The following is a 16,694-nucleotide window of genomic DNA, read 5'->3' as shown; positions in this document are numbered from 1 at the left end:
GAGCAAAAAATGGACTGGAAAGATTTCATGGCCGAGACCGAGGCCAATATCGGGGCCTTTTCAAAGGAGGTGCCTGAAACAGTGCGCGGCTTTGGCATCATGGGAAAGGCCGCCAAGACCGATGGCGCGCTGAGCGAGAAAACCAAGGAGTTCATGGCGCTTGGCATTGCGATCGCGACCCGCTGCGACAGTTGCATTGGATTTCATGTGCGTGCGCTGGTCCGGCTGGGCGCTACCCGCGAAGAGATGTGCGAGGCGTTGGCCATGGCCACCTATATGGGCGGAGGGCCGTCCTATGCGTATAGCGCCAAGGCGCTCAATGCTTTTGATGTGTTTTCGGAGTAAGAAACATGCGTCCTGATCTGGCCGGAGCAGAGGGGTTTATTCGCAACAGCTGGTATGTCGCCGGACGATCCGAGGATTTTGGCCGCAGCCTGAACGCCGTGCGAATGCTGGGCGAAGAGATAGTAGTCTATCGTGACACAACAGGTAAAGCGATCGCGTTGGAGGACGCTTGCCCGCATAGAAAGCTGCCGCTGTCTCGGGGCACCATTGAAGGGGACCATGTGGTTTGCGGCTATCACGGTCTGACTTTCGGCTGCGGCGGTGAATGCGTCAGCGCCCCCACACAGCTGGACAATCCTCCGCGCCGCGCCGCCGTGCATGCCTTCCCGGCCGAAGATCGCTGGGGGTTTCTGTGGCTCTGGATGGGAGACCCGGATAACGCCAGCACTGACGATATCATCGATATCCCCAATTTCGACAACCCGTCCTGGGGCAAGACCCGGACCGGAGCGATGGAGATGGCGTGCCACTACCTTTACATCATCGACAACCTGCTGGATCCAAGCCATGTGGCCTGGGTGCATCTGACCTCGTTTGCCGGGGCAGGGACCGACAACCGCCCGCTGGATCTTGAAGAAACCGAAAGCGGTGTCATTGTTTCGCGCTGGATCGCGGACGAACCCGCGCCGCCCTACTACGCGCCGATACTGCCGTTTGGGCCAAGTTGTGACCGCAAGCAGCATTACGAATGCCGTCTGCCGTCCACTGCGATCAACATGTCCGTTTACACTCCGACGGATGAGGGCGGGGCGGATCGACCGATGTCGCCCAATGCCTTTGTGAACATTTCGTACAATTTCATCACGCCGGTCGATGCGGAAACCTCTCGGTATTTCTGGTTCCAGCACCGCAACATGCACGCGGATGACGCAGCCATGTCGCAGCGCATGTTTGAGGGCGCGGTCATGGCCTTCAACGAGGACAAAGAGGTTCTGGAATACGTCCAAACAGGCATGGCACGGCGCAAGACCGGCTATATCAACCTCGGGCTGGACGCGGGCGCGATGCGCTTCCGCGCGCGGGTTGCAAAACTGATTGCGCAGGAGGCTGGCTGATCAACCGGCCGACAAGCGCCCGTTCGCGCCCTGGCCTACGTGTCGGGCCGGGTCGTCGAACACCGCTTTGATACAGGGATACTGTTCGAGGATTTCCGTTCCACCTGGCAACAGATCGGCCCGGAGAACACCGGCATCCCAGATTGCAACACCATCCACCCGGATCGTGGGATCCAGCACGTTGAGTGAAATCTCACCCGGCGCATAATGCCCGCAAGTGTGAAAGTGCACCAGGCGCGGATTGCCAAAGGCAGATCCGCTCCAACGTTCAAAGCTGCTTTGGGCAGGGGTGGTATAGGCGCAGCCCGGATGGATACCTGCGTGCCAGGAATGCATGGTCAGGGGATCAAGACCGAACATCCGACCGACCTTTTCGTAATGCATCTGCGCGCAATGCACATCCATGGGATGGCCGTCAAAATCGGTCAGGCGGTTGTTTTCGAACCGGATGGTCAGCGGTTCTCGCAGGTCACAGCCGTATGGTTCATAGAACTTCGATCCGGTGCCGACCAGAAACCCGTCCTGAACCAGCACACCAGAGAACCCCTGCGCGGGAACCGGGGCAAAAACCGACATCGGAAAACGCGTGATGCTGACATCCGTGGCACCTGATGGCGGGAAGGCGGCGCCCGGGCCAGCGAAGTTGGTGCCAAGCGGGCAGGTCACGTGGATGCGCCCGGCGTTGGCCAGCAGCGTGTTGACAGCGTTTTTCAGCTCGACGAACCCGGTGTAGTTGGCTCGCCCGAAACCCGACGCCAGCATTCCGGCGTCCAGCGCATACGACATGATGGGCCGAACGTCCTCCATGCCCGCGTCGAACCTTATCTGATCGCCGGTGCGGGACAGAAACAGGGTGCAGTCCGCCGACTTCATCGCCGATTTCAGCTCTTCAGGCACCAAGGGACCCATGGGTTCGAATGGGAGAGTTCGAACTGCGGTTTTGATCCGGTTCTGTCGGGCACAGTCGACGATAGCCCCTGTGATCTCGGCATCATAATAACCGTTGGCCGCATCTTCGCAGACCACAAGCAACTGGTCGCCCGCCGTCAGGCCACCGCATCTGAACAACAGGTTTTCAGCACCCGCCATGAGATCTGGACTGTGCATTTCCGCTGATCCTCAACAAATCCCCCGCGTTGGTGTTTTACATCTTTCACGTTTCTGTGATCCAGAAAAAATTTCACCTTAAGAAAAAAATTAACTGACATGCTTGAGGGCTTTGTTCATAAGCTGGGCCCGAACAGGACAGGAGACATAGCAATGAGTGCTTGGATCGAGATGATCTCGGACGGCAAGGCCGACGGCCGCCTGAAAGAGCTGCTGGACAAGGCCCGCACCCCTCATGGCACCGTTGACACTGTCATGCGTGTGCATTCATTGCGCCCCGAAACGATGAACGGGCATGTGACGCTGTATCGTTCGGTCCTGCATTCCGATGACAACAAGTTGCCATTCTGGTTTCTCGAGGTTGTCGCCAGCTATACTTCGATCCTGAATGATTGCACCTATTCACTGACCCATCACTTCATGAACGTGCGCAACCTGCTGAAGGACCAGCCGCGCAGCGACCGGATTTTTGTCGCGCTCAAGGCCCATCGGCCCGAGGATGAATTCGAAGGCAAAGAACTGGCGCTGCTGCGCTATGCCGCCAAGCTGACGACGGATGTCGGTAAAATGGTCAAGTCCGACTTCGAAGTGCTCAAGATCGCAGGCTGTGAAGACGGAGAGATCCTGGAGGTCAACCAGGTCTGCGCCTATTTCAACTATTCCAACCGATTGCTGAACGGTCTTGGCGCAACGACCGAGAATGATGTGATCGGCTTTTATACGGGTGACGACTGATGGGTTGCGGCGGGTCTGGTTCCGTGCCGTGGAACAACGTTTTGGGGGGTCAGCTGATAGCTTTGGGTTGCGGTGGTTTCATGCCCCACGTGTTTTCTTCCGCTGTTTTGCGGATGATTGCGCCGATCTTCAATAGATTTTCGCTAAGCGGGTTGGTCTTCCGCCAGATCAGACCAATCGTCCGCGTCGGCGGTGTGTCCTGAAACCGGGCAATGGACACATCCGCGGATCGGGTTTCCAGCCCAACCGCCATTTCCGGTATCAGAGTTACACCGATGCCGGCACCGACCATCTGAACCAGTGTAGAAAGCGAACTGCCCTCCATGATGTGCTGCGGTTCGATATTGCGGATTGAGCAGAAGGACAGGGCCTGATCCCTGAAGCAATGCCCCTCTTCCAGTAACAGCAGGCGCATGGTTCTGAGCTGCGAGGAACTTGGCATCGGCAGGTTGGCATCCTGCGCCGGGCGAACCAACAGAAAGTCTTCGTTGAACAGCGAGAATTCTCGGAGGTTGGGTTCCGAGACAGGCAGGGCAACGACGCCAAAATCCAGTTTTGAATCCAGTATTTCACCGATTAACGTCTTGGTTATCGTTTCCTTTGGTTCGATGGTCAGTTGCGGGAAACGTTGCGACAAAGCTTTGATGATCGAGGGCAGCAAATAAGGTGCAACTGTGGGAATGACCCCGATTCTGATGCGGCCGGACAAAGGGCCTGAGGGGGATTGCACCAAATTCCCCAAATCCTCCACCCGGGTCAGGATTTCGCGGCCATGTTTCAGCACGTCTTCGCCAAGTGCTGTCAGGCGGGTTTGACGGGCCGCGCGTTCGACCAGCGGCCCACCCATGATTGCTTCCAGCTCTTTGATTTGTATGGAAAGCGCGGGCTGCGATATCGCACTGGCCGCGGCGGCCTTTCCAAAGTGGCCGTGCGTGGCGAGCGCCTCGAAATAGCGCAGGTGTTTAAGCGTGAGTGCTTTCATATGAAAAACTAATCGCAACGATAGTAATTACAAATTTCCAATTATCGAAGCTGTAAGGTACGAGTCAAGATATCTGAACCCCTAGGTAAATACTCAGGAGATTTACAATGGACGGTACCCCCCACAATCACCAATCCGGCGGCTGCCCTGTCATGCATGGCGGCAATACTGGAACGGGCAATTCCGTTACCAAGTGGTGGCCGGATTCGCTGAATCTGGACATTCTGAGCCAGCACGACACGCGCACGAACCCGATGGATGCGGATTACAACCACCGCGAAGCGGTCAAAGGGCTGGACTTCAAGGCGGTTCGCGCCGATGTCGAGGCGCTGCTGACTGTCAGTCAGGACTGGTGGCCGGCAGACTGGGGTCACTACGGTGGCCTGATGATCCGTCTGGCGTGGCACTCGGCCGGGTCTTATCGTCTGGGGGATGGTCGAGGTGGCGCCGGTTCGGGCAACATCCGGTTTGCGCCGCTGAACTCGTGGCCGGACAACGCCAGCCTGGATAAAGCCCGGCGTTTGTTGTGGCCGGTGAAAAAGAAATATGGCAACGCGCTTTCCTGGGCTGACCTGATCGTTCTGTCGGGAACCGTTGCATATGAAGCCATGGGGCTGAAGACCTTTGGCTTCGGATTTGGTCGCGAAGATATCTGGGGCCCGGAGAAAGATGTTTACTGGGGGTCGGAAAACCAGTGGTTGGCCCCGTCCGAGAACCGATATGGCGATCTGGAAACTCCCAGTACGCTGGAAAACCCTCTGGGTGCGGTGCATATGGGCTTGATCTATGTGAACCCCGAAGGCGTGAACGGCAATCCGGATCCTTCCAAAACCGCGCTGCATATCCGTGAAACCTTTGCCCGTATGGCGATGGATGACGAAGAGACTGCGGCGTTGACCTGCGGTGGTCATACGGTCGGCAAGGCCCATGGTGCGATGCCAGGCGACAATATCGGCGCCGAGCCCGAAGCCTGCCCCGTGTCCAGCCAGGGTCTGGGATGGGAGAACCCTGATCAGAACGGTAAAGCGACCAACGCCTTTACTTCTGGGATCGAAGGGGCGTGGACGAAAGAGCCCCTGAAGTTTGACATGGGCTATTTCGACTACCTGTTCGGCTACGAGTGGGAGCTGGGCAAATCGCCCGCCGGCGCCCATCAGTGGCAGCCCGTCGACATGCCCGAAAACGAAAAGCCGGTCGACCCGACCGACCCGTCTGTTCGTCGCATGCCCATGATGACTGATGCGGATATGGCGATGAAAGTCGACCCGACCTACAACGCGATCTGTCAGAAGTTCATGGCGGATCCGGACTATTTTGCCGATACATTTGCACGTGCCTGGTTCAAGTTGACTCACCGTGATATGGGTCCACGCGTCAACTATTATGGTCCAAACGTGCCGTCAGAAGACCTGATCTGGCAGGATCCGATCCCGGCTGGTTCGACAGATTATGACATAAATGCCGTCAAGGCGAAGATCGCAGACAGCGGCCTGACGGCAGTCGAGATGATCACCACAGCCTGGGACAGTGCCCGCACCTTCCGTGGCTCGGACAAACGCGGTGGCGCAAATGGGGCGCGCATCCGACTGGCGCCGCAAAAGGACTGGGCAGGCAACGAGCCCGAGCGTCTGGCAAAAGTGCTGGGTGTGCTGGAGCCGATCGCAGCGGAAACCGGTGCCTCGATTGCCGACGTGATCGTTCTGGCGGGCAATGTCGGACTGGAGCAGGCAATCAAGGCCGCAGGCTTTGACGTGGCGGTTCCGTTCTCGGCCGGTCGCGGCGACGCGTCGGACGAGCAGACCGATGTGGACAGTTTCTCGGTGCTTGAGCCGCTGGCGGACGGGTTCCGCAACTGGCAACTGAAGGAATACGCAGTATCTCCTGAGGCAATGATGCTGGATCGCGCGCAACTGCTGGGTCTGACCGCAGCCGAGATGACCGTTCTGGTCGGTGGCCTGCGTGTGCTGGGTGCCAACCATGGCGGATCGCCACATGGTGTCTTCACTGACCGGCTGGGTCAGCTGACAACAGACTTCTTTGTCAACCTGACGGATATGGCGCTGAGCTGGCATCCGGTTGACGGCGGAACCTACGAACTGCGCGACCGCGCCTCGGGTAAGGTCAAGTTCGCCGCAACCAGCGCAGATCTGGTCTTCGGCTCGAACTCGATCCTGCGCGGTTATGCAGAGGTTTATGCTCAGGACGATAACGCCGAGAAGTTCGTACGCGACTTTGTGGCGGCATGGACCAAAATCATGAACAACGACCGGTTCGATCTGGTTGCCTGACTCATGAAAAAACCAGGCGAGGATACCCTCGCCTGATTATCTTTTCAGGGGGCTGCATCCGCTAATGCCCGCTATGCCGCAATCATGCTCCGACAGACCGTTGTCGACGCGATACACCACTTCGGATGCTGTCACGTTTTTTGCGTCTTTGCCGATCACGACATCCAGTTCGGCTCAGGACCCGTAGATTTCCGTTTTGCGGAGACTCACTCACACGGCCATGAACATGTCTTTGTATCGGTCACGCAAAATGTTCTTTTGAACCTTGCCCATCGTGTTGCGGGGAAGTTCATCCACAACGATCAGCTTGCGCGGATGCTTGAACCGCGCCAGACCTTCGCGTACCACCCCTGTTATCGCATCCGGATCGGGAGTCTGGCCGGGCTCTGCCACGATGATACCAACAACCGTTTCACCGAAATCTGGGTGCGGCACGCCGATCACGGCGCTTTCCAATACACCGGGTTGATCATCGAGAACCAGCTCGATCTCTTTGGGGTAAATGTTGTAACCGCCCGAGATGATAAGATCCTTGTTGCGACCAACGATATGGACGTAGCCATCGTCGTCGATGCGGCCCAGATCACCGGTGATGAAAAAGCCATTGTCGCGCAGTTCGGCAGCGGTTTTTTCAGGCATCTGCCAATAGCCTTTGAAGACGTTGGGCCCACGCACCTCAATCTCGCCGATCTCGCCCACGGGCAGGGTATTGCCGTCTGAATCACAGATCTTCAGTTCAACCCCGGGTAGCGGGTGCCCAACCGTTCCGGCGCGCCGATCGCCGTCATAAGGGTTTGACGTGTTCATGTTGGTTTCAGTCATGCCGTAGCGCTCAAGGATGCGATGACCCGTTCGTTTCTCGAACTGCACATGGGTTTCCGCCCGCAGTGGTGCCGATCCCGATACGAACAGGCGCATATGGGTGGCCAGTTCCTTGGTAAAGCGGCGGTCGTCCAATAGGCGCGTATAGAAGGTTGGGACGCCCATCATCGACGTGGCATAGGGCAAATTGTCTATGATCTGATCCAGATCGAATTTTGGTAGCCAGATCATGCATCCGCCCGCGGCCAGCATGATGTTGGTCGCGACGAACAGCCCGTGGGTGTGGAAGATTGGCAGGGCATGCAGAAGCACATCCTGCGAGGTGAAGCGCCATTCCTTGATCAGTGTCTGTGCATTCGACAGCAGATTATTCTGGGTCAGCATGGCCCCCTTGGACCGGCCTGTGGTTCCCGATGTATAGAGGAACGCGGCCAGGTCCTCGCCATCGCGGGCGACGGTTTCGAAACTTGTCGGCATGGTTGCGGCCTGATCTGTCAGGGACCCGCTGCCATCCGCGTTGAGGGTCTCTATTCGCGCCCCCAGCTGCGCGCCGACAGGGGTCAGTTTTTCCTCACTTTTGGCGTCACAGATAATCAGTGCGGCTCCACTGTTTTCTATGAAATAGGTTAATTCATCTACCGTGTAGGCGGTATTGAGCGGTAGGAACACCAGACCGGCTTGGGCGCAAGCTGCATAAAGCGCCAGCGCCTCGGGTGACTTCTCAACCTGCGCCGCAACGCGATCACCGGGATTCAGACCCAGACGCGTGGCGACATGCGCGATCTGCGCCGCGTTGCCGAGAAAGTCCTGATGGGTGATTGTTGTCCCATCCAGCAGCCGCAAAAAAGGTGTGCGTTTGCCAGCATGAATGCCGAACAGGCCGTCATAGAGGGGGTTAGCCATCAGGTTTACCTTTCTTGAAGCATGGAGAGAGAGGTGGATGCAGCGGAGAATTTTGTCTCGGTTGAGGCGGTCATCTCATGGGTTTTGGTGAATTGTTCGTGGTTCAGGGCCACGCGGGTCAAGTCATACAGGTAGTTGACCATGGCGCCAACGCACTGAGCGGTGTCTGCGTTAGCATGCAGCGAATGAGTAAGCGCACTGTTACCCAAATGAAACTGCGCAATCGGATCGAAGGGCGTGCTCCCTTTTCCTTTGGCGTTCATCAAGCAATTCGGTGCCAAAGCTCTCATTTGGTCGGACTTTCCCGGTTGATCGGACGCAACACCAGAATACCGTGGTTGAACATGCAGGCTTAAAGGTGGCGGTTCTGCCCCATCCTTTTTACGCGGGCGCTGAAACAGAAAGGATGAACCAAGATCGCTCGGCAGAGGTTGACGGTTGGCTTCAAATGCAACCGCCAGCCTCTGCAGTGCTTATTGCTCTCACAGTGTCGGCGAGCGGGCGTTCCCCCGAAGCTCTACGAGAATCGTTCCGGCAACAAGGCATCCGGCAGGTTCTGATAGCAAACAGGACGCAGGAAACGTCGGATCGACAATGTGCCGACAGATGTGGCACCGAAATTGGTCGAAGCCGGGTAGGGGCCGCCATGGACCATGCTGTCGCACACCTCGACCCCCGTGGGGAAGCCATTGGACAACACGCGCCCGGATTTGCGTTCAAGGATCGGCAGCAGGGACCGGGCCATGTCCATGTCGGCCTCGTCCATTTGCAGCGTGCAGGTCAACTGACCGTGCAAACTGCGCGCGACGTCGCGCATCTCGTCGGATGTTTCGGCGGTAACGATGATGCCCAACGGGCCAAACACCTCTTCTGCGAGGGTTTCGTTGGCCAGCCATGTCGAGGTGCTTGTTCGGTAAAGGAAGGGGGCTGCGTTGCGCTGGTCGCATATCGACGTCAGAACCTCCTGAACGCCACCGGTTTCCGCGACGCGGGCCTGACCGTTGCGATAGGCTTCGGCGATGCCGTCGGTCAGCATGGTCTGCGCCGGAACTTCGGTCAATGCGGTCCGTGCGATCTCGGCGAAACGGTCTGTTGCTTCACCTGCCGGTATCACGACGACGCCCGGGTTGGTGCAGAACTGACCTGCGCCCATGGTCAGCGATCCGGCCCAGTCTTTGGCGATGTCTTCGCCCCGGTTCGCGAGTGCCGCACCCAGAATGAACATGGGGTTGACCGATCCGAGCTCACCAAAAAACGGAATCGGTTCGCGGCGCGCGGCGCACAGGTCGAACAGGGCGCGACCGCCTGTAAGCGACCCGGTGAACCCGACTGCCTTGATCAGAGGGTGCTGCACCAAGGCTGAACCCACAGCCGGCCCGCCGTCCTGGATCAGGCTGAAAACACCGGGATGAATGTTGCAACGGCGGGCAGCAGCGAAGATTGCTTCAGCGATGATCTCGCCGGTGCCGGGATGGGCGCTGTGGCCTTTGACGACAACCGGGCAGCCGGCAGCCAGTGCGGCGGCGGTGTCCCCCCCGGCGGTGGAAAACGCCAACGGGAAATTTGATGCGCCGAACACTGCAACCGGGCCGATCGGACGCTGGATCATTTTCAGATCGGGCCGGGGCAGGGGTGCACGGTCCGGCAGCGCGCCGTCGTGGCGCCGGTCCAGATAATCGCCGCTGATGATATGCGTTGCAAACAGCCTTAGCTGCCCCGACGTGCGGCCTCGCTCACCTTGCAACCGAGCTTCGGGCAGGCCGGTTTCCTGTGTGCCAATCTCGGTGATTGCATCGGCGCGCGCTTCGATCTCGTCGGCAATGGTGTTCAGGAAGGCGGCACGTTCTTCCCGAGTGGAATAGCCATAACTCCAAAAGGCATCTTCCGCGGCCTGCGCAGCGGCATCGACGTCTGAAATGCGACCTTTCGAATAGTCATGCGATAGCCCATGTGCGGGTTGTGATGCAAAGAAATCGTCACCTGCAATCCAGTTGCCTGCGATCAGATGCTTGCCATGCGGAGTAAAGTTCATTTGGGCCTCGTATTTCATGATGTCCAGTCTAATGGATAATGTATCCAAAATGACAGGACATGCAAGACCGCCTTAGGGTTCGTCTGTCCCGCGCTTCGAGGCGATCATTTCCAGAAGCTGTTCCTTCGTCCGGCGTATGTGCTGCGTCAAGACCTCGCATGCTTTGTCCACCTTGCCTTCCCGGGCCAGCCGCAACAGATCACGATGTTCCTTTTTTGCGGGTTCGCGCTGTTTCATCACGCTCAGGTGCATCCTTACATAGCGATCCGATTGCAGGTTGACGCGGTCCAGCAATTCGTTGGTCAGCTTCCGCTGTGAAGCCGCATAAAGCGCCGAGTGATATTGATAGTTCAGTATCCCCCACTTGCCGACGTCATTTTCATCGTATGACGCTTCCATCTGCTTGAGTATCTCGTCGCAACGAGCAAATTCCCTTGGGCCCATATTAGGGATGGCTCGGCGAAACAGATCCACTTCGATCAGGATGCGAAGATCGAAAATCTCACCGATTTCGTCGAGGGAGTGTTTGGTCACCGAGCCGCCGCGATTGTTGGCCCATTGTACCAGGCCTTCGGCATTCAGGCGTTTCAGCGCCTCGCGGATTGGCATACGCGAGACATCATATTCCTCGGCCAGTGCTTCCTGCCGGATCGTCTCACCTTCGGCGAGTTCGCCGCTCAGGATACGTTCACGCAGATCATTTGCGATGACGTCCGGTAGGCTTTGTTTCGTGATCGCGCGTTTTCCTGCCATTTCCAATATCCCGCCGCGGTTTTTTGGATACAATTACCCGTAATCACCGACTTTTCCAAGCCGAACTTGGATTTCGACCCATTTCAGAGAGTTTGAAAAGTATGGATCTGGTGATGAATCCATCATCCAGGATGTATCAATCCCACCTCTGTCAAAGTGAAGGCAAGCAGGTTTGAAACAAGATCAACCGTCCTTAACCCTAAGTGTTGGTGGGGCGGTTATCGGCGGCCAGGGCCTTGAGTTATCCCGAACTACCAAACTCGGGTCGCGGATATGCAGACTTTGCCATCAACGAAAATTGCGCGACATCAGATCTCAGACACCCCAGGTGTCAGACAGTCGATAACCACCCGGCCACGGGTCGTCAGGGTCCAGCATGTGCTGATGAATTCCGGTGATCCAACCGCGACCGCTGATTTCAGGAACGATTGCCGGGCGGCCACCTATCTGCGCTGTGTCAAGGATCCGACCGGTAAATCGTGATCCGATGATCGAAACCGCCTCGAAGGTCTGGCCGGGTTTCATCAACCCTTTGGCTGCCATCAGCGCCATGCGGGCAGACACCGCGGTACCCGTCGGCGAACGGTCAACCTTACCCGGCTGGATCGCCACGGCGGACTTGCCGCTTAGACCGGTTTCCGTCTCGCTCAGCGGTCCGCAAAAGGCGCAGAACGATATATGATCCCAGTCCGGGTTCTCGGGATGAGAGAACCCAAGCTGTTCATTGGCGGCGTTTGTGATCTTTACCCCCAACCGGGCTATGTCGCGGGCCTCATGATCGACGATTGCAAACCCAAGCGTCTGCGCATCGACGACCACAAAGCTGTCGCCGCCATAAGCGGTATCTACCGTGATCGTGCCCAGTCCGGATACCTCGAGCGGGACCGACAGCTTGTCGGCAAAGCTGGGCAGGTTCTGGACAAAGATGCGTTGTGCCTTGCCATCGCGGCATTCCGCACGTACCCGGACCAGCCCTCCCGGTGCCTCCAGCACCATATGAGTTTCCGGCTCTTTCATCGGAATGATCCCACTATCCAGTAATACGGTTGAGACACAGATTGAGTTGGACCCCGACATGGGCGGCGTGTCTTCGGGTTCCATGATGATCCAGGCGGCATCCGCCTCGGGGTGTTTTGGCGGAACCAGAAGGTTGACATGCCGGAACACACCGCCGCGCGGTTCGTTCAGAACAAAGTTGCGCAGGGTTTGATCCCGCGCGATGAAGCTTCGCTGATCCCAGAGAGTGTCGCCCGGCGGTGGGGCGACACCTCCAACGATGACATCTCCAACCTCACCTTCGGCATGGGCCGAGATCACATGTACGGTTTTGCTGCTGCGCATGTTTACCTCAGCTATATTGCGCGACAGGGGCACCCAGCGCGTCGAAGATCGGTGTCACGCCCAGACCGGGACGATCTGTTGCGGTCATCCGGCCATTGACACGCTTTGGTGCGCCTTCGGCGATGTCCACGGTACCATAGGAATTGAAATCGGTGGCCGAGAACGTGAACTCGGACGGTGTTGACCGCGCCAGATGGGCGATGGTGGCTGTGGTGATGTCGCCGCCCCATGTGTCCTCGATGGTCATGGGAATACCGTGCGCCACGCACAGATCCCGCATCAGTTTTGCCTTGGTCAAACCACCGACCTTGGAGATTTTCAGATTGATCACATCCATAGCGTCGTCGGCAATGCCGCGAACCAATGTGTTGGGAGTGTCGATGACCTCATCCATCACAAACGGCAGCGCAGTACGGCGGCGGATCGAAACGCATTCCTCATAGGTCAAGCAGGGTTGTTCCACATAGACATCCAGACCCGAGACCGCGCCCACGACACGAGCAGCCTCGTGTCGGGTCCAGCCAGTGTTGGCATCTGCCACCAGAAGATCGGTCTTTTTCAGAACCGCGCGGGTGGCGTGAATGCGGTCGATGTCGTCATTGGCGTCGCCGCCCACTTTCAGTTGAAACTTCGTGTAGCCTTCGGCTGCATAGCCTTCGATCTTTCGCGCCATGATGTCCGGCGCTTCCTGACTGATCGCACGATAAAGCACCACATCCTCCTGTGCCGCGCCGCCCAAAAGGGTGTAAAGCGGTTGCCCGGTCGCCTTGCCCAGAAGATCCCAGCAGGCAATATCAACAGGAGCCTTGGCATAGGGGTGGCCACGCAGGGCAGCATCCATGGTGCGATTGATCTGGCCTATATTAAGCGGATTCTGCCCGATCAGATGTGGCGATAATTCGGCCAGCCCGGCCCTGACGCCAAGTGCGAAGGACGGAAGATAAGCCGATCCCAGCGGGCAGCATTCGGCATAACCCTTCAGACCTTCATCCGTGATGATCTCGAGAACGGTGCTGTCGAAGACTTCGACATAGTTGCCATTGGACCAGTTGTAACGACCTTCCTTCAGCGGCAGATCCACCTGATATACGTTCAGTGCGGTGATTCTCATGTGATGTTCTCCAGATCAGAAGCGTGTGGATGCGTAAGGCTTCATGTCGAGCGCGGGCTTGGCGTTCGTGACCAGATCCGCGACCAGATCCGCCGTGCCTGCGGATTGCGTCAGGCCCAGATGTCCGTGTCCAAAGGCATAAAAAACCTGTGACGCACGGGGCGAGCGATCGATCACCGGCAAACTGTCGGGAAGCGATGGCCGGAACCCCATCCATTGCGTACCGCCTTCTAGGTTCAGATCAGGCATGAAGCGCCCGGCCTTTGCCAGCAGCGTGTCGGCCCGCTTGTAATTGGGCGGCAGTTCCAGCCCTCCCAACTCGACCGCACCACCGATGCGCACACCGCCGTTGATCCGTGTCACCACGAACCCATGTCCACCAAAGGTCAGATGGGTGCGCAGGTCAAAGGCCCCTTCGGGCAGGGTGGTGTTATAACCGCGCTCGGTTTCAAGAGGGATGCGATCGCCCAGGGTTTTCACGAGTTGGTGAGACCAGGCCCCGGCGGCCACGATCACGTGTCTTGCATCAATTTCACCGATCGAAGTCGTCAGGTGTACGCCTGCATCCATCGGTGTGAGCGCGTTGATTGCCGCGATTTGAACCTGACCGCCACGCGCAGTGAACCGGGTGGCCAAATGTCTTGTCCAACTGGCCGGATCGACCGTGTTCATCCAGGTGGGCGTAAATCCCGCGTGGGTAAATCGTCGGTGAAGCCCGGGCTGGATTTCCGCAATCGCGTCGGGGCTATCCAGCAGGTCAAAGGGGATGCCGTGATCCTTGCGGATATCCCACGTGGGAAGACTGGCGCGGAATTCGCCTTCACTTTCGAACAACTGCAACTGGCCTTCGCGTTGCATTAGCGCTTCGCCGTCGACATCCGCAATCTGGCGTTCCAGCGCCGCGCGGCTGTGATCCATCAAAGCAGCCTGTGCAGACAGAGCAGCAGCATAGCGATCCTGCCAACTGGCCCGCCAGAACCTCAGCATCCACGGTGCGATGTTCAAAGCGTAAGAGGGGGGGATTGAAAGCGGACCCAATGGATCAAACAGCCATTTCGGAGCTTTGCGCATGATCCCGGGGGTGGCCAACGGCACGATGTCGGTAAAGGCAAAAGCTCCGGCATTCCCTTTCGAGGCACCAGCTCCTACGCCTTCGCGATCCAACACCAGAACCTGTTTGCCGCGCTTTTGCAATTCCAGTGCCGTGCTGATCCCAATGATACCAGCGCCGATCACAACAATATCCGTCAGGTTGTCTTGCAGCATGGCCAGATCTTTTCAAACTGTGGTTCGGTACCGGGGGCCGGATTGCGCCAATCCCCGATAGTTTTGTCAAAGAAGGATCCCACTGCGGAACGGATCGTTTTGCGCGAAAATCATTTTGCCCTGGGCCATGATATGGGCCTGCCCGGTCAGGGTCGGGATGACGCCGCCATTGGGGCCGGGCTGATAGCTTAGTCGGTAAGAACTGCCGATCACGCTTTCCTGCACGATCTCTCCTCCGGGAACCAGAACCCCATCCGCCGCCAGACAGGCCAGACGCGCCGAACTGCCGGTCCCGCACGGGGATCGGTCGTATTGATCGTCCGGGCACAGGACAAAGTTCCGGCTGTGAACGTTTTCGTCAGGGGATTTGTCCTGCAAGATCACGTGGTCCACCGGTTCCCCGTTTTCACCACGCAGGTTTTGCGCGATGCAGGCTTCGCGTATTGCAATGGTCAGGTCAGTGAGGGCTCGGATGTTGCCGGGGTTCACTTCTATCGGACTGGGATCGACAATGAAGAACCAGTTGCCACCATAGGCCAGATCGCCGGTCACTTTTCCATGGCCGTCGACATCAACAGATACAGAGGCCCTGACCCGGCGACTTTCGATATTGGTGACGCGCACGGTGTTGGCGTCCAACAGGTCAACCGAGATGACGCCGGCCGGCGTTTCAACCCTGTGCGTCCCCGGCCCAATCCGGCCCAGATGCGCCAGAGTGACCCCAAGCCCGATGGTGCCATGGCCGCACATGCCCAAAACGGCGTCGGCATCGAAATAGATCACGCCGGTCTCACAGCCTGACGTTTCCGGGGTGACAAGAAGCGCCCCGACCATGCCGGGTTGACCGCGCGGCTCCAGAAGGACCGATTTGTAGAAAGCCTCATGCTCGGTGGCCAGGCGTTGTGCGCGCTCGGACAGCGGGCCCGACCCCAGATCGGGGCCGCCGTCCAGGATAACCCGCGTGGGCATGCCTCCGGTATGGCTGTCGATCACATGCATTCAGCGATGACCCCACCCTGGCTGGACCAGTCGGCAAACCAGGTGCGAAACAGGCTGTATTGCTGTTCGCAATAGTTGCGCTGGGCATCGGTCAGTTCGTCGGTTTCGTTGAAGTGCAAACGGTATTCCTCTTCGCCGTTCAGGACCAGCAGGTGTTTGTAATACAGCACCAGATCGGTGCCTTCGTCAAAGCTGGCCAGCACGCCAAAGGCTTCTTCAAGCTCACGCGCGCGCAGGCGCGCTTCGGTATGACCCGCCGCCGCTTTCTGACACAGGGCAGCCAGCAGAAGTGCCTCTTTGGGCAAGGCGGTACCGATACCTGTAATCGAACCCGTGGCGCCGCAATTGACGAAGCCATGATAAACTTCGGTATCCACGCCCACCATCAGTGTCACCTGATCATCTTTCGAGGTGATGTGTTCCGCCGCATAACGCAGATCGCTTTTGCCGCCGAATTCCTTGAATCCAACCAGGTTCGGATGATCCGCACGCAATTCCAGGAACAAATCGGCGCGGGTGGCGAAGCCGTAAACGGGGCTGTTGTAAATGATAGCCGGGATATCCGGTGCCGCTGACAGGATTGCCTTGAAGTGGTTACGCTGTGCCGCGATGGACGATCCGCGCGACAGCACACGTGGGATGACCATAAGCCCTGCCGCGCCGACCTTTTGCGCATGCGCAGCCAGGGCCACGGCAGATTTCGAGTTTATCGCACCTGTGCCGACGACGACGGGCAGGCCTGCCTCGATCAAGCGTTCGACGCCTTGCATGCGTTCGGCAACTGACAGCAACGGCCAGTCGCCCATAGAGCCGCAATACACGACGGCCGACATGCCTGCCTCGATCATTTCCTTGCCCTTTTTGACCAGAGCATCGAAATCCGGTGTCCGGTCGGCTTTGCAGGGGGTCATCAGGGCTGGCATGGTGCCGGTGAAGATATTCTTGGACATGAAGT

At 58.0% G+C, this 16,694-nt stretch carries 15 protein-coding genes; 4 read left to right on the top strand and 11 right to left on the bottom strand.

Translation table 11 applies throughout. The features are described from left to right. The first annotated feature begins 9 nt into the window (after positions 1–9). Positions 10–345: a carboxymuconolactone decarboxylase family protein gene (locus AC2FEB_RS10740; protein WP_496884027.1), complete on the top strand. Its 336-nt coding sequence runs from the start codon at positions 10–12 to the stop codon at positions 343–345. A gap of 5 nt (positions 346–350) precedes the next feature. After that, positions 351–1,400 carry an aromatic ring-hydroxylating dioxygenase subunit alpha gene (locus AC2FEB_RS10735; protein WP_496672576.1) on the top strand — a complete coding sequence of 350 codons (1,050 nt, stop codon included), beginning with the start codon at positions 351–353 and terminating at the stop codon, positions 1,398–1,400. On the opposite strand, the gene AC2FEB_RS10730 is transcribed toward AC2FEB_RS10735, so the two are convergent. Next, the gene (locus tag AC2FEB_RS10730) at positions 1,401–2,507 is read right to left on the bottom strand and encodes a hypothetical protein (RefSeq protein ID WP_496672579.1); all 1,107 of its coding nucleotides are present in this window, start codon (positions 2,505–2,507) and stop codon (positions 1,401–1,403) included. 153 nt (positions 2,508–2,660) lie between these two features. On the opposite strand from AC2FEB_RS10730, the gene AC2FEB_RS10725 reads away from it, so the two are divergent. Beyond that, positions 2,661–3,242 carry a carboxymuconolactone decarboxylase family protein gene (locus AC2FEB_RS10725; RefSeq protein WP_496672582.1) on the top strand — a complete coding sequence of 194 codons (582 nt, stop codon included), beginning with the start codon at positions 2,661–2,663 and terminating at the stop codon, positions 3,240–3,242. Positions 3,243–3,291: 49 nt separating this feature from the next. Here AC2FEB_RS10725 and AC2FEB_RS10720 read toward each other — a convergent pair whose 3' ends face one another. Continuing rightward, entirely contained in the window at positions 3,292–4,224 is a 933-nt protein-coding gene (locus AC2FEB_RS10720; protein ID WP_496672585.1) for a hydrogen peroxide-inducible genes activator, read from the bottom strand. A 107-nt stretch (positions 4,225–4,331) separates the two neighbouring features. Here AC2FEB_RS10720 and katG point away from each other — a divergent pair, with 107 nt between their 5' ends. Then, positions 4,332–6,512 carry a catalase/peroxidase HPI gene (katG, locus tag AC2FEB_RS10715; protein ID WP_496672588.1) on the top strand — a complete coding sequence of 727 codons (2,181 nt, stop codon included), beginning with the start codon at positions 4,332–4,334 and terminating at the stop codon, positions 6,510–6,512. Positions 6,513–6,722: 210 nt separating this feature from the next. Here the strand turns inward: katG and AC2FEB_RS10710 are convergent, their stop codons facing one another. From AC2FEB_RS10710 to AC2FEB_RS10670, 9 genes are all read right to left on the bottom strand, one after another. Continuing rightward, positions 6,723–8,237 (bottom strand): malonate--CoA ligase, encoded by a 1,515-nt coding sequence (locus AC2FEB_RS10710; protein WP_496672591.1) that lies wholly within the window; start codon positions 8,235–8,237, stop codon positions 6,723–6,725. A gap of 5 nt (positions 8,238–8,242) precedes the next feature. Further along, entirely contained in the window at positions 8,243–8,527 is a 285-nt protein-coding gene (locus AC2FEB_RS10705; RefSeq protein WP_496672594.1) for a malonyl-CoA decarboxylase domain-containing protein, read from the bottom strand. 227 nt (positions 8,528–8,754) lie between these two features. After that, entirely contained in the window at positions 8,755–10,269 is a 1,515-nt protein-coding gene (locus tag AC2FEB_RS10700; protein ID WP_496884026.1) for an aldehyde dehydrogenase (NADP(+)), read from the bottom strand. 72 nt (positions 10,270–10,341) lie between these two features. After that, positions 10,342–11,022, bottom strand: a complete 681-nt coding sequence (locus tag AC2FEB_RS10695) for a GntR family transcriptional regulator (protein ID WP_117874114.1) — start codon at positions 11,020–11,022, stop codon at positions 10,342–10,344. A 315-nt stretch (positions 11,023–11,337) separates the two neighbouring features. Then, positions 11,338–12,363 carry a trans-3-hydroxy-L-proline dehydratase gene (locus AC2FEB_RS10690; RefSeq protein WP_496672599.1) on the bottom strand — a complete coding sequence of 342 codons (1,026 nt, stop codon included), beginning with the start codon at positions 12,361–12,363 and terminating at the stop codon, positions 11,338–11,340. A 7-nt stretch (positions 12,364–12,370) separates the two neighbouring features. Beyond that, positions 12,371–13,474, bottom strand: coding sequence for a cis-3-hydroxy-L-proline dehydratase (locus tag AC2FEB_RS10685; protein ID WP_496884025.1), 1,104 nt, complete (start codon positions 13,472–13,474; stop codon positions 12,371–12,373). A gap of 15 nt (positions 13,475–13,489) precedes the next feature. Continuing rightward, positions 13,490–14,740, bottom strand: coding sequence for an NAD(P)/FAD-dependent oxidoreductase (locus AC2FEB_RS10680; RefSeq protein WP_496884024.1), 1,251 nt, complete (start codon positions 14,738–14,740; stop codon positions 13,490–13,492). A 66-nt stretch (positions 14,741–14,806) separates the two neighbouring features. Continuing rightward, positions 14,807–15,739 (bottom strand): 4-hydroxyproline epimerase, encoded by a 933-nt coding sequence (locus AC2FEB_RS10675; RefSeq protein WP_496884023.1) that lies wholly within the window; start codon positions 15,737–15,739, stop codon positions 14,807–14,809. Next, positions 15,730–16,689, bottom strand: coding sequence for a dihydrodipicolinate synthase family protein (locus tag AC2FEB_RS10670; protein ID WP_117873928.1), 960 nt, complete (start codon positions 16,687–16,689; stop codon positions 15,730–15,732). The genes AC2FEB_RS10675 and AC2FEB_RS10670 overlap by 10 nt, the downstream gene beginning before the upstream one ends. Between the last annotated feature and the right edge of the window lie 5 nt (positions 16,690–16,694).

The organism is Ruegeria sp. YTSC106 (genome assembly GCF_059609765.1).
The sequence above is the reverse complement of the archived record's forward strand: the minus strand, read 5'-3'. Positions and strand labels throughout refer to the sequence as shown.

Bases quoted from the DNA above. Each gene is read 5' to 3' on its own strand.
- AC2FEB_RS10740 (WP_496884027.1), top strand. From the start codon at position 10: ATGGACTGGAAAGATTTCATGGCCGAGACCGAGGCCAATATCGGGGCC.
- AC2FEB_RS10735 (WP_496672576.1), top strand. From the start codon at position 351: ATGCGTCCTGATCTGGCCGGAGCAGAGGGGTTTATTCGCAACAGCTGG.
- AC2FEB_RS10730 (WP_496672579.1), bottom strand. From the start codon at position 2,507: ATGCACAGTCCAGATCTCATGGCGGGTGCTGAAAACCTGTTGTTCAGA.
- AC2FEB_RS10725 (WP_496672582.1), top strand. From the start codon at position 2,661: ATGAGTGCTTGGATCGAGATGATCTCGGACGGCAAGGCCGACGGCCGC.
- AC2FEB_RS10720 (WP_496672585.1), bottom strand. From the start codon at position 4,224: ATGAAAGCACTCACGCTTAAACACCTGCGCTATTTCGAGGCGCTCGCC.
- katG (WP_496672588.1), top strand. From the start codon at position 4,332: ATGGACGGTACCCCCCACAATCACCAATCCGGCGGCTGCCCTGTCATG.
- AC2FEB_RS10710 (WP_496672591.1), bottom strand. From the start codon at position 8,237: ATGGCTAACCCCCTCTATGACGGCCTGTTCGGCATTCATGCTGGCAAA.
- AC2FEB_RS10705 (WP_496672594.1), bottom strand. From the start codon at position 8,527: ATGAGAGCTTTGGCACCGAATTGCTTGATGAACGCCAAAGGAAAAGGG.
- AC2FEB_RS10700 (WP_496884026.1), bottom strand. From the start codon at position 10,269: ATGAACTTTACTCCGCATGGCAAGCATCTGATCGCAGGCAACTGGATT.
- AC2FEB_RS10695 (WP_117874114.1), bottom strand. From the start codon at position 11,022: ATGGCAGGAAAACGCGCGATCACGAAACAAAGCCTACCGGACGTCATC.
- AC2FEB_RS10690 (WP_496672599.1), bottom strand. From the start codon at position 12,363: ATGCGCAGCAGCAAAACCGTACATGTGATCTCGGCCCATGCCGAAGGT.
- AC2FEB_RS10685 (WP_496884025.1), bottom strand. From the start codon at position 13,474: ATGAGAATCACCGCACTGAACGTATATCAGGTGGATCTGCCGCTGAAG.
- AC2FEB_RS10680 (WP_496884024.1), bottom strand. From the start codon at position 14,740: ATGCTGCAAGACAACCTGACGGATATTGTTGTGATCGGCGCTGGTATC.
- AC2FEB_RS10675 (WP_496884023.1), bottom strand. From the start codon at position 15,739: ATGCATGTGATCGACAGCCATACCGGAGGCATGCCCACGCGGGTTATC.
- AC2FEB_RS10670 (WP_117873928.1), bottom strand. From the start codon at position 16,689: ATGTCCAAGAATATCTTCACCGGCACCATGCCAGCCCTGATGACCCCC.